Raw genomic sequence first — 13,358 nt, 5'->3', positions numbered from 1 at the left:
GTGACTTCTTGCTTACTCAAAGCTTTTTGCCTCGACTTTCCCATTTTCCCCGGATGCTGATCCATAAGGACAGGCAGATGAGTTTCAGGTCGAGCCAGAACGATTGCCGCCGGACATACTCGAGATCAAGGCGGAACTTCTTCTCGGGATGAATTGCTTTCGGCCTGTAAATCGTTGCCAGGCTTGTCAACCCCGGTCGAACGTTCAATCGTTCCGTGAATCCGGGTATTTCTTCATAGGTTATATCTAGTCCGTCTTTGTCTTGAACGCTTTCTCCGACGGCCAGGGCGCGAGGTCCGACAAGACTCATTTGACCGCGAAGGATATTCAAGATCTGAGGAAGTTCATCAAGGCCGGCTGCCCTGAGGACGCGTCCCAAGGGCGTGATATGATGATCATTTTCGGTGGCCTGCCAGATACCGTATTTCTCGTCTGAGCCAGGAACAATAGTCCTGAATTTGAGAACGTCAAACTGAACTCCATTTCTGCCCCACCTTTTTTGAGAATAGAAAATAGGTGGCCCCTCTTTGATGTAAATCAGAAGCGAGATGATCCCCCAGAGGGGAGCCGAGAGAATCAGACCAATCGTGGCAAACAAAATATCGAGAGGACGTTTAAGAATGGGTTCTCTCATGATATCTTGCCACCTGCTGCAACAGACCATTGTAACGGCGCACAACCACGTCTCTTGAATAGTTTTTCTCGGCCTGATAACGGCCTCGCTGTCCCATTTTCTGTCCCATTGATGGATTATTGTAGAGGGAGAGCACGCCATCTGCAAGTTCCGAAGCGTTTCCGGGCCCAATGCAGATTCCGCTCTTCGTCTCCGTAACCAAGTTCCATACATCACTTCCCTCATCCGCACTCATCAGAAGAGGCCGGCCACTTGCCATTATCTCGTACACTTTCGAGGGCATGGAATCGCTGGAAGCTCCAGGTTTGTACAGGGACGTTTCCACGTCAGAACAGGCGCGAATGAGTGGCAAGTATTCCCTCGGCTGAAAGGGTAAGAAACGCACGTTTGACAAGCGGAGAGTTTGCGCCTTCTCTTGAAGGTGAGCTTTGGCAACACCGTCTCCTATGATTAGAAAGACGATATTCTCGTGGGGAGCCAGCAGCAGGGCGGCTTCCAGCATGGTTTCGAGATCATAGGCATACCCGAGATTTCCCGCATGCGTAACCACGAATTTGTCCGTAAGGTCGTGCCTTATGCTGAACTCGTTCTTCTTTTTCATAGGTCGGACAAAGGCAGTGTCGACGAAGTTAGGAATCACAGATACTTTTTCACGGGAGACGCCTTTCTCCAACAAGTTCTTCCGAAATGAGGGAGCAATCACAGCAATGTGAGCAGCTTTTTCATACATGAAGCGTTCCATCTTTCTCAGAACTGTAATGGCGTTCTTATTGTGCAGTTGCCCAGCTCGTATGGGAACATCTGGGTAAAGATCCTGAACGTTATAAATGAAGGGAATCCTTCCAAATTTGCCACTGACGTATGAGGAAATCCCGGTAAAGAAAGATCCATTGGTGCAGAATATTACATCATAGGTTTGCCGGGAAACGAGATTGACTGCGGTAGCGAGAAAATTGAAGGAGAGGTAATTCAGGAGCCTGCTCGTCATCCGATATTTCTCACCGTTCGCGTAAACGCAGAGGCGAATCACGTCTAACCCGTGATATTGTCCCCTTTCAATCAGCCTACCTCTGAATTCCTCATGAATCCGAAACTCTTCATAATGAGGAAACGTGGTGATCACCGTTATCCGGTGTCCGTATTCCAACAATCCTTCACAGATTTGGTCCATCAATATCCCCGTGGAATTCACATCGGGAGGAAACTGAATGATGAAAACGAGGATGCGCAGAGGACGCTGGCCTAAGTCTGTCTTTTCCACCGGCTAGTCTTTCTCAATAATAAAGTTGCCTATGATCAAGGCATCCATCCTGGTCCGCAAGAAACAATCAATGGCTTCCTCAGGACGGCAGACTATGGGCTCATCCTCGTTAAAGGATGTATTGAGGACGACAGGGACACCCGTACGACTCTCGAACTCTTTGATAAGCTCCCAGTAGAGAAGGTTGCTCTCCCTATGAACCGTTTGAAGACGTCCGGATCCATCCACGTGTGTAACGGCCGGGATTTGGCTTCGTTTTACAGGTAATACGTTGTAAACCTTCATCATAAACGGATCTGGATACGTTTGATCAAAATAATCACCGGTTGCCTCTGCCAGGATGGAAGGGGCAAACGGCCGGAATTTTTCCCTGCGTTTGATACGAACGTTAAGGATATCTTTCATATCTTCACGTCTGGGATCGGCAATGATGCTGCGGTTCCCAAGGGCTCTCGGACCCCATTCCATCCTTCCCTGAAACCAACCGAGAACCTTGCCATCTGCGACAATTCTGGCCCCTTCTCTGACGAGTTCGTCGTTCCTCAACTCCCTGTAAGATACCCCATGACTGTCAAGTATTTGTGTAACGTTGCCGTTGGTGAATGAAGGACCGATATAGGCATGATCCAGAATGTGAGTGCGAGGATTCTTCAAGACCTGATGATAGATATAGTAACAGACCCCCATTGCCGTGCCGGCGTCCCCTGCCGCAGGCTGGATGAATATGTCTTCAAAACTTGTCCCGGGTAGAATCTTGCCATTAAGAGTACTGTTCAGGGCAACACCGCCCGCAAGGCAGAGAGCCTTTTCCCCCGTTGAGCTGTGAAGCATCTTCAGGAGATCGAACTCGGCCTTCTCCAGCATCGCCTGGAGCGAAGTGGCCGTATCCTTGTGGCGTTGGGTAATCTCAGTCCTGGGTTTACGCGCCAGGCCAAAAAGATCCACAAACTTCTGGGAATAAAGTCTGCCGAGAACGGGTTCCCCACGGTCCCAGGTCATCGTGGACCCTTCAGCGTGATGTGCAAAATAGTCCGGATCCAGTTTAAATGTACCATCTCGCTGAATGTGTACAATCTTCTGCATCCTGTCCAGGTATGCCGGTTCACCGTACGCGGCCAATCCCATGACCTTGCCCTCGTCTCCATACTTGGGGAAACCTAACCATTGAGTGACCGCAGTGTAGAAGATCCCCAGGGAGTGAGGGAAGTGAATACTGCCCATCACCTCAATTTGATTTCCTTTTCCCTTTCCCCACATGGTACTGACGAAATCCCCCATCCCGTCTATAGATAGAATTGCAGCTTCGTCAAATGGTGAGACAAAAAACGCACTGGCCATATGTGCCCTGTGGTGCTCCACATTGTGGAACCCAGCTTTCAAGTCGTCAGGCCCCATATTCTGTGCATCACAGAAGATCGTTTTTAGGTCACGGATCCGGGCCGCATTGCTAAGGCGATCTTTGATGAAACTGAAGTTAGGACGACGGCGAAGCGCAAACAGAATCTTCTTGTGCAAATTAGCACTGGGATTACGTGAAATTCCGATATGATCCAGATCGCAGGGGGTGATCCGGGCCTCTTCAAGGCAATATGTGATCGCCTCTCCCGGGAATCCCGCCCAATACTTTGTTCGTTTGAATCGTTCTTCTTCCGCAGCCGCGACGAGTTCGCCGTCCCGGATAAGACAGGCTGAAGCGCCTGCGTGATAGGCATTTATACCGAGGATATACAAATTTTCTTTAAGTCAGTCTGATCTCGAAGAAATGAGTCTTTCGAGGACCAACAAACTGAGCATGAGTTCCGCGACGAACCTTTGAAAAGCATAAAACCAACCGGCCCATCCATCCAGAATAGCGCGTCTGACGAAAAGGACATAGAGAAATATGAGAAACGGAGCCGGGATCACGAGCTTCCTGAGTCTATCAGCGAAAGAAAGATCCTTTGCAGGAGAATTCGACAGTTTCTCAGACTCAATCCGTTGGTAGCGAAGCTGAGATTTAAACCAGTGGGAAAGCGGTTTACGGTCATCATGAATTATTTTGGATGTAAGAAGTTCGAGGGGAGAATCGATGACAAGCCGCTGCGTATGGCCATCCTGAATGTATCTGCCCTCATCTTTCTTGAAGAGGACGACATTAGGAGGATATATGCCTCCTCTCAACTTCTTCCCGAATGTGGCGTAGGCAAAGTCGACCCAGTAGCCCCCAAGTCCATCGTTTGGCGCGGTAAGGCGAATTTCTTCAACCAGCTCATCCGTCAGGATGTAATCAGCGTCGAGAGCCATCACCCATTCGGTGTCAATGTCTGTTTTTGTGAGAGCGAAATTCCACTGGTTCTCATGGGAATCGAATCTCCTTTGAAAAATCCTCACATTTTCATAATCCCTGGCCACCTTGACGGTGTTGTCCGAACTGAAACTGTCCACGACGACCACGTCTCCCGCCCAGGTTAGCTTTTTGAGGCAGCGGCCTATGTTGGCCTCCTCATTACGTGTAAGGACGACAGGAGTGATTCTAGCCAGCATGTGCGGACTGAGCATTTTGATACATGGAAATGAGTTCTTCCCCTATTACTCCCCTGTCAAACTGGTTTTGCACCAGCATTCTTGCATTATCTCCCTTCCTCCGCCACGCCTTTGGTTTCTCGATAATGTCTTGAATCATAGAGGCTATTTCATCCGCATCCAACGGAACGACCCATCCGGCGTCGTATGTTAGCACTTCCACTGCCAGGGCAACCTTGTCTGAAATCATGATGGGAACTCCACGGGCCATCGCCTCTGCAGCCGCTACGCCAAAATTCTCGTGGTGTGAGGTCAAGAAAAACACATCCGCCATTTTCCACACCTTTTCTCTCGCCTCCCATCTCACCTCGCCTTCAAATGACACGTAATCGGTTAGGCATAACCTGTGGACCAGATTCTCAACCGAACGGACGTATCGTCGGTCACCGTTGCCGTAGATCCTACATTTCAGTGATTGCAGGTAATTGATGTCAAGTTTGCTGAGAGCCCTCAGGAAGAATTCGATGCCTTTCTTGGGGTGGATTCTCCCCAGATAGACGAAATTTGAAATGGATGTCCCCTGTCTGTTCGAATTTCCCACCACATCGACAGGAATGGGGATTTTCCTTATTCGGGTGTCCATTCCCACCGCCCCTATTTCTCTCGACTCCATATCAGATGTAGCGTGGATAGACGCTGATCCCTCCACAGTTCTCTTTTCGAAGAATCTCCAGTAGATCTTCTTGACTGTGCGGTGGTAGGAATTGATTGAATAGGGTGACAGGGTACCGAGGGGTCGTATGATGTACGGGATCCTCATTCTTCGTGATACGCCCGCCGCAACAGTGTTAATGGGCGAAAAGCAGGCGTGAAGGTGTAACAAATCGAATCTCGAGATGTTCTCGTAAAGCCAGAGCACGGCGGGGATTGAAACATTCTTCGAGTGCCGGCCCATGTGCGGCATCCAGTGAATGGGGACCCTGACTTGTCTCTCTACGTATCTTCGCCACTTCCGCGGTGATCCCGAAATAGTCGTCAGTACCTCCACATCAACCATCTCCCGGGTTGCACCGATGAACGCCATAAGAGAACGAACGGGCCCTCCGCCGGATGGATCTATCGCGGGAACTACATGAAGAATCCGCACTATCCAACTGCCCCTATGTTAATTGCCCAACGCGAGAGAGCCACCAGCGTCCAAAGACGTGACCATGTTGGATCTCCGCCTTTGAGGAAGTCCTGCCAAATGTTTTGCACGGCCCCGACATCAAATCCACCAATTCCCTCAAGAACTTTCAAGGATTCTTCACAGAAACCCGTCAGTGGACCTTTCATCCATGTTTCAAATGGGAGTACAAAGCCTTGCTTGGGTCTACGAAGAATTTCTTGAGGGAGCAAATCACTCACTGCTTCAACGAGCAGTTTCTTGGGTGTCCTGGGAGACGATTTCAGGGACGCTGGCAGCGCGAGGACAAATTTCACTGTTTCCGGATCAAGAAATGGAACACGTACCTCTAATCCATGGGCCATGCTCATCTGGTCAGTGTCCCTCAGAAGTACATCATGGGTGTAATGGGTAAGCTCGAGATATGAGACAAACGCCATGGTGTCTGCTGTGACTTCATCGACGGATTCCGCCCGCGAATCAACATCAGAAAATCCCATGTTCCTGATATCATGGGGCGACCAGACTTGCCGGGTCAGATGATAAAGCGGTATTACCTCCCAGGGTGTGTTCCCCAAATCATGTAGCTTCCCACTCAGAGTTCTCAGAAGTGGAGCAATTACCGGTCGAAAAGATTTCAGACGACGAAGTCTCCTTATCCTTCCAAACCCTGGATATCCTCCGAAAAGTTCGTCACCTCCCAGACCTGAGAGGGCTACCTTGAGGCCCTTTTCACTGACGGCCTGGGATATCATAAACGTATTCACTCCATCTCCGCTGGGATGGTCGAAGGCATTCAACGCTTCTGGAAGCCGTTCCAGAACGTAGTCTGCGGTTAACTGAATTTCTTCATGATCGGTCTTGAATCTTGACGCGACGCTTCTGGAATACCGTGATTCATCAAAGAACTTCTCTCCAAACGCTACCGAGAAAGTCCTGGGCGGAGTAGTGGACACGCGGGACATCAAACCTACAACCGTGCTGGAGTCGATTCCTCCTGAAAGAAAGGCCCCCACCGGCACGTCTGCGATCAATCTGAGTCTTATGGACTCTTCGAGAAGTTCCCTGAGCCTTGAGATTGCGGCTTTGCGGGAAATGTCCGTCTTCTGTTGTGAGAAACCTTCGAGAGACCACCAACATCTCAGCTCTGATCCGGAAGGTGAGATTCGCAAAAGGTGTCCGGGTGGCACACAGTTAACATCATTAATCAGGGTTCCCGGAGGCGCGACAGTTTGAGTAAGGAGATATTCGATCAGTGCATCCTGGTTTACTGCAGGTTTTACCAGGTCTGTTGATAGAATTGCCCGAAGCTCTGAGGCAAAGATCCAGCTGTCCTTTACATTCGCAAAGTAGAGAGGTTTCACGCCGAGACGATCCACCACCAGAAGGAGTTCCTGTTTAATCGTGTCATAGAATGCGAAAGCGAACATGCCCCTGAGCTTTTCCAGGCCCGCTTCCCCCCACGTGATAAGTGTGTGAAGAAGAACTTCTGTATCAGATTCAGATTTGAAGGTGATGCCACGATCAAGGAGTTCCTCGCGAAGTTCCTTGTAGTTGTATATGGTCCCGTTGAACGCAAGGGCATAGGTCCCTTGCTCGGTAACCATGGGCTGACGGGCACGGGGAGATAGATCGATAACCGAAAGACGGCAATGCCCAACCCATAAATGATCTGCTGACCACTCACCGCGGTCATCGGGACCGCGATGTCTGAGAGTGGAGACTATTCTTCGGGTGTCACCGAGTCCGTCGGTCGATCCCCAAATTCCTACAAAACCACACATCTACAGCAGTGGTCGCAAGGCTCTCAACAGATCACTCTTGAAACGGTCCAAGTTGTAGTATTCCAGCACTCTCTTGCGACCCTTCGAGCCCAAAGCCAGGCCGTAACTGACGTCTGTCAACAGGCGGACTAAAGATTCCCTTAATTCAACCGCGTCATCCTGGTCCACCACCAAGCCCGTACGTCCATCCTCCACCACCTCGCGCCCTGCATCGTGAACGGACGCGATGCAGGGCTTTCCATGTGCCATCGCCTCAAGGTATGCAATCCCGAACCCTTCACCTTTGCTCGGCATTGCGAACAGACGGGACATTCGATACAAGTCCTTGAGTTGCTTGTCGCCAATTTGGCCTGTGAACACGACGCTGGAACCATGGGGTCGGGCCTTCGCCTTGAGCCGTGAAAGATCGTCTCCTCCCCCAGCAATGATGAGTCTTGCCTCTGGCACGACTCTTATCACCTCCCTCCAGATATTCAGCATTTCATCGTGACCTTTGTATCTCTCACTGGACGAGAGAGTCCCCACCATTAATACCACAGGTTCGGATGATGTCTCCGTGTGAGCTGGAATCTTATCAAAAGGGAGGGCCAAAGGAATGGATTTTATGGGTCTACGGAGCCACGGGTTCCTGCGCTCCACCTTTTCTGCAGTAAAGCTGGAATTCGATAGTAGTAGAGTTGCCTTTCCCAGGGCATTTCTTTCCAGAGCAGAGAGTCGTCGCCAGACTTCTGCGCCGTGTAGGAAGATTGCATAGCTTGACCGCGACTCTCGCGGAATCAGGGGTTGGATCTTGGCAGGACCAAGATGTGTAAACAGTATCGAGGAATGCCCATTCTTGAGGTTCATTCTCAAAAGTCTTGAAGCCTCTGCGATTCGCGACTCACCCCCTCCCTTGCTGCTCCGGTTAACCCTTACGACCTTTGTGAGCAGACGCTCCTCCTCCAGGACGGTCTTAAGCATTCGTGAGACTTCTGCGATTCCGCCTACATCGTTTTCTCCAGTCGAGGACACCAACAAAATCATGCGAGATAATCCTCAGTTTGAGGCTGATTTTCCCTGAGATTTCATTTGGAGCATGGACAGAAGACGATCTCCGTACGTGTTTCTACCTTTAATGACATGGGCCCGAACAGCCTCGGATAGGCGTGTTCGCTCCTCTTCGTGCTTTAAGAGCCACCGGAGTTTTCCGATCATTTCGGCCACCGTAGAGAAATAGACCACGTTGTCCCCATCTTGACCGAGAATCTCACGGTGTTCTTGGGTGTCCTCAACAAGCATGCAGGCCCCCATTGCCGGAAGCTCGTAACTGCGCATGGCATGTCCGTCACGGTTGGCCCTCCTCACGAGACAGAGAGCTACGTGTGATTCAGCCACAATTTTTCTCATTGACTGGGGATCGACATGGCCCAGGGCACGCGACCGTGTACTGGAAAATCTTTCCCAATATCCTCCATAGAGGCCCACTTCAAAACCTTCCCGTATCAGGGCAGAGATATATGGAGTTCGGTCTGCATCTGCTCCGCCAATGAAAACAATCTCGTGAGCAAATGGATCTTTCTTATCAGCCTCTGCCGGCTGTTCGGGAAAGTGTGTTTCGGGATCAAACGCGAAAGGAAGATAAGATGCCTTGTTGCAGCCTATCCCTTTCAGATCCTCCAGATTGGATCTGCGGGGAGAATAGACGCGTTCGAAAAAGGGCAATGTCTGAAGAAACCAGGAGCCCTTGTGTGCTGGATTCCATGGATCGTCCGTCAAATACAGCAGACGCACAATATCCATTTCTCCGATCTCTTCCAGGATCGAACGCTCAACAGGCGCCAGCCCTGTCAACAGAATCCAGGTGGGCTTTTTGGATTCACATGTTCTTAACACGTGTCGACTGAATTGTCTCAGGTGCGGAGGCCGATGGCCCCTTAGCCACCAGTTGAATTTGGTGACCGGCCACGCTGCATCCCATGCAGCATTGGTGTCGCACAGTTTGATCTTCAAACGCAGGGCCTTGGCTGCCGTTACGAAGTGAGCACCGATGTGAGTGACGCCAGGATTGCCTACGATTAATAGACGCTGACGCATCCGCGCTATTGCCTCGCAAACTTGCCGAGAGCCTCCAGGATCCCCTCCACCACTTTAGAGTTATTCCAGTCTTCAATAAGCTGCTGGGACCGTTCTCCGAAAACGCTCTCCAGCTCTGGGGCAAGGATGAGATTATGCAGGACCTGAGTAAGTCTGCTAACATCTCCGCACGGATAGATGTACCCGTTATATCCGTTTTCCACGAAATCGTTGGCAGAGGGGACTGCATCGCTGACGACGACAGGGAGCGCACAGCACATCGCTTCGTTAATTACCAGCGGAGATACCTCCTGCGATGACGATGGTAGAGCAAAAATATCGGCCATTGCATAGTACCTGGGCAGTTCTGATTGGTTTTTGAAGCCCACAAACTTTACCCGCGATAGCCCCCTTTCTCTTACATATTGTTCGAGCGCCGAGCGCAATTCACCATCGCCGACGAATACTAGTGCCACTTCGTTCCCGATATTCTCGTAGGCATATAGAAGGTCAAAAGGCCTCTTACGTTTTACTAGCTTGCCGACAAACAAGATAACTGGCAGTTCTTCCGAGATGCCTAACGAAACCTTTAGAACCGCTTTCTGCCTTCTCCATTTTCTGCTCTCTTCCCTGAAAAAGTCATTATCAACGCTATACGGCGTGAAAAAGAGTCGTTCTTCGGATATTCCAAACGCTCTATAGAATTCGCTGCTTTTGCTTCCTATGGTAAGAAAAGCATCGGTCCCGTGAAAGAGCACCGATAAGAAAATCCGCTTAGCAACACGAACCCACCACGGGCGATTCGGCCGTAAGACCGTCTCACCTCGAAAGAAAACGGGCGTTCGGCTTAGCCAAGCACCAAGGTACCCAAGCAAGTAACTGACAAGTGCATAACCGTGGATAACTACAGCATCGTACTTACACCGGAGGAGCTCATTGATGATACCCGGGTTGATCACACCCAATGCTCTGCCTGGAACCGGCCAGGGCGACCAATTCCGAAAAAAGTGATGTTTGTAACCATTAGTCACCGGAACATCCCATTTAAACGCTTCCCCAAATCCGGGATCCCTATATTCGAGCGCTCCCCACCCAGAGCAAAAGTACACCATCAGATCTATCTCGGGTCGGGCGGTCAGCGCACGAAATAACGGCACCTGATATTGAATAGCGTGCGACGTGAGAATTGCCAGGCGATAAGGTGGACGAAAAATCTCGACATAACTTTGCTCTTCTACGGGGGGCTGTGTTCGCTCCAAGCTAGACATTGCGCGACAATAGGGCTGATTTGCTGGGTATGGCCAGTCTCAAGACGATGTAGAGAACAACGACGGTTTGGAGTATGGCTCCGAAAACAAGGGTGAAATCGGACTCAATATTGGTCAGGTCCTTGAATATAAAGGCACCGAGAAGGAGAACAGGGTCAGAAACGCCGGGCTGATTGAGTTTTGCGTATAGAAACCTCAGCATGACGCCCAAGATTGCCATGCCCACAAGCACTCCTGCGGTTCCAAAATTTGCGTACATTTCAATAATTTGAGGAAAATTAACAGACGTGATTCGATCTTCTTGATCAAGGATACCATAAATGTGGCCAAACTCTTGACCCAACCTTTTCTCAGGTTTGTCCGGCCATAGAGCGCGGGGAATCCAGGTTGTAGGAAGGGCATAATAACTACCTCCATCCCAGTACGGTATCACCGAAGGGGTGAGCTCCATCACATAAGCAAACAAGCTAAGCTGCCCTATGCGTTTAATCATGTTGTCTGCACCTTCCCCTACAGCTTTCACTCCTCCCGATTCCAGAGATTCCCATGTCAACCGGAAGAACAATTGGGCTCGTTCGATTCGGCTTGCACCACGATGCTCCCCATACCAGGTAAGGCTCCTGAACTCAAGCACGTTGCTGTGTAACAAGATTGTAAGCAATAACCCAGGGACAATCCATCGCCACCGGATAGTATATCCCGCAGCTGTGAAGAGCAAAAAGATGAACACAAAGCCGTATACCAAATTGGATACGAGGCCAGTGGACACCTGAATTAGGAAGAAGTACGGAACGATGCCGAACCAGAGAATTTTTCTTTGAGCGCTGGTCAGTTTGTTTCGCGCCGCGAGCAAGACAAAAATCCCCATGCCGAGATCATAGAATGAGGACAATAGACCAAACACCGAGCGAAACGCCTGAGGGAAAAAATCTGCGATTTTAAGTGAATCGATGAAAAAACCTGAGACGAGCAGAATAATCGCCAGCCTTTTGGCGACGTCAACATCCCAGCGCAACTGTAGTGGCTTCATCCTCCTCGTGAAAAAATGACTGAACAGATAGAATGAAACCAGAAAACTGCCAACACCCAAAAGGGTCAATTCGAGTGGTTTTGTGAGCTGACCATGGGTAATCGGAAGCAAGAGCGACGCCTGAGGGTCCTCCTCAATGAGGGCAGGAAGGCCCAAATAGAGTCCGTAGAGTAACCCCAATACCGGAATCAGAGGCAGGGGTTCCAGTTCTCTCCCTTCGGAAATACGTAGCTGCCTTGTATAAATAAGCAGCGGAATAAGCCCTGTTACCAGTATACCGACTCCGAGAAGCTTGTTTACCAGAAGAACCTCCTGTGGGGCGTTGCTGTAAAGGTATATAAGCAAAACGGCTACACCTGCCCACCCCAGAATAGTCTGGCGTCGAATCTGGCGCGTCCGTATTGCTTCAGATTGTCGTATATCAGTATTCATGGAACAATATGCTGGATAATTTGGCCCCGGGTTAGACTCCTAATCTTCTCCACGAGGGGCTTAATGGCGAGGTCATAGTTCAGGTGCCTTAGATGGGCTTCGCGCCCACGGGATGAAAATTCTGCCTGCTTCTCGGGCCTCGTCACCTTTCTGATCGCTTTTGCCAGTTCTTGTGGATCTTGGGAATCTGCATAGACCCCCAATCCGTACTCAGTCACAAGCCTTCGAAAATCACTTGAATTGGGAACTATTGCCGGAACTCCACACATAGCGTACAAAAATAGTTTGTTTCCGGCGGTACTCAAGTACCTAAGGTTGACACTGCTGTCTCGGTAGATTGCCAATCCCACATCAGCTGACGCGATGTAGCCGAACCATTCATCATAGGAGACATCAAGAAAGAAAAACACACGGTTACTCACACCGAGTTGTTCAGCTTTTTTCTTCATTTTCTCGACGTAAACACTGCTGCCGAATCCGCAGAAAACAGCGATGTAATCTTCTGGAAGAGATGCGACAGCCTCAATTGTTTCTGGAATGCAGTGATCATCCCCCATTGATCCATAACGTAACACGAGAAATCTGAAGTCCACTCCGCTCTCGGCAAGTCTTCGACGAAGAACAGGCTCGGGAGTTTCATTGCGCAATCTCGGGTAATTTGGTACGATTATCGGCTTTTCAGAAAGATGAGCATCTTTTCGAAACAGCCGGGCACGATCCTCCTGCGGAAAAACGACGGCATCTGCCCATCTAGCATGCTTTAGTTCAAATTGTTTTACCCAGTATGCCAAAGACCAAGGCATTGATGGAAATGACAAATCATGATTGTGATAGATAATTGGAATTCTGTTCTGGAACTTTGGCCTGCCCTTGTACGCTGTCAGAAATCCAAACATGTCATATGCGATCAGTAAACTGCAATTGTGACGTCGGACCAATCGCTTCGTCTCCTTGATAAACTTGTAGTATTCAATGACCTTGCTTCGCGATGATTTTTCTTCATTCTTTCGGGACGTGCCAAAGTCTCCTAACCTATAAACTCGCACATTTTCTGGATATTGCCATTGTGGTCTATTTTGATTGCGAGCAATGACAATAACATCGTAGCCCTGTTCAGCCAGTATCTCCACTGTGTTTACAGTGGGAGGAAGCTCATCAGGATTGGCATAAACAATTGCCCCTATGATTCCCTGACTATCCATCGCACCCCTTCGTCCCGTTTGTGGGTAG

11 protein-coding genes are annotated in these 13,358 nt (G+C 49.8%); all 11 read right to left on the bottom strand.

Going from position 1 to position 13,358, the window contains the following annotated elements; genetic code table 11:
- Positions 1–16: 16 nt before the first annotated feature.
- A complete protein-coding gene (locus V3U24_08765; protein MEE9167531.1) occupies positions 17–634 on the bottom strand; it encodes a sugar transferase in 618 nt (205 codons plus the stop codon).
- On the bottom strand, positions 615–1,895 hold the full coding sequence (locus V3U24_08760) for a glycosyltransferase family 4 protein (GenBank protein ID MEE9167530.1): 1,281 nt from the start codon (positions 1,893–1,895) through the stop codon (positions 615–617). The genes V3U24_08765 and V3U24_08760 overlap by 20 nt, the downstream gene beginning before the upstream one ends.
- 3 nt (positions 1,896–1,898) lie before the next feature.
- Positions 1,899–3,626 (bottom strand): carbamoyltransferase C-terminal domain-containing protein, encoded by a 1,728-nt coding sequence (locus tag V3U24_08755; protein MEE9167529.1) that lies wholly within the window; start codon positions 3,624–3,626, stop codon positions 1,899–1,901.
- Between the two features lie 12 nt (positions 3,627–3,638).
- Positions 3,639–4,418, bottom strand: a complete 780-nt coding sequence (locus V3U24_08750; GenBank protein MEE9167528.1) for a glycosyltransferase family 2 protein — start codon at positions 4,416–4,418, stop codon at positions 3,639–3,641.
- Positions 4,408–5,544 (bottom strand): glycosyltransferase, encoded by a 1,137-nt coding sequence (locus V3U24_08745; protein ID MEE9167527.1) that lies wholly within the window; start codon positions 5,542–5,544, stop codon positions 4,408–4,410. Before V3U24_08745 ends, V3U24_08750 begins: the two co-directional genes overlap by 11 nt.
- Positions 5,544–7,346, bottom strand: coding sequence for an asparagine synthase (glutamine-hydrolyzing) (asnB, locus tag V3U24_08740; GenBank protein ID MEE9167526.1), 1,803 nt, complete (start codon positions 7,344–7,346; stop codon positions 5,544–5,546). The genes V3U24_08745 and asnB overlap by 1 nt, the downstream gene beginning before the upstream one ends.
- Complete coding sequence (locus V3U24_08735; GenBank protein MEE9167525.1) at positions 7,347–8,306, bottom strand: glycosyltransferase family 4 protein; 960 nt, start codon at positions 8,304–8,306, stop codon at positions 7,347–7,349.
- A gap of 75 nt (positions 8,307–8,381) precedes the next feature.
- Positions 8,382–9,419 carry a glycosyltransferase gene (locus tag V3U24_08730; GenBank protein ID MEE9167524.1) on the bottom strand — a complete coding sequence of 346 codons (1,038 nt, stop codon included), beginning with the start codon at positions 9,417–9,419 and terminating at the stop codon, positions 8,382–8,384.
- A gap of 5 nt (positions 9,420–9,424) precedes the next feature.
- Positions 9,425–10,156 carry a glycosyltransferase gene (locus tag V3U24_08725; protein ID MEE9167523.1) on the bottom strand — a complete coding sequence of 244 codons (732 nt, stop codon included), beginning with the start codon at positions 10,154–10,156 and terminating at the stop codon, positions 9,425–9,427.
- Between the two features lie 502 nt (positions 10,157–10,658).
- Positions 10,659–12,128, bottom strand: coding sequence for a hypothetical protein (locus V3U24_08720; protein MEE9167522.1), 1,470 nt, complete (start codon positions 12,126–12,128; stop codon positions 10,659–10,661).
- The gene (locus tag V3U24_08715) at positions 12,125–13,330 is read right to left on the bottom strand and encodes a glycosyltransferase (protein MEE9167521.1); all 1,206 of its coding nucleotides are present in this window, start codon (positions 13,328–13,330) and stop codon (positions 12,125–12,127) included. Before V3U24_08715 ends, V3U24_08720 begins: the two co-directional genes overlap by 4 nt.
- Between the last annotated feature and the right edge of the window lie 28 nt (positions 13,331–13,358).

Source organism: Candidatus Neomarinimicrobiota bacterium (assembly GCA_036476315.1).
Lineage (GTDB): Bacteria > Fidelibacterota > Marinisomatia > Marinisomatales > S15-B10 > JAZGBI01.
The sequence above is the reverse complement of the archived record's forward strand: the minus strand, read 5'-3'. Positions and strand labels throughout refer to the sequence as shown.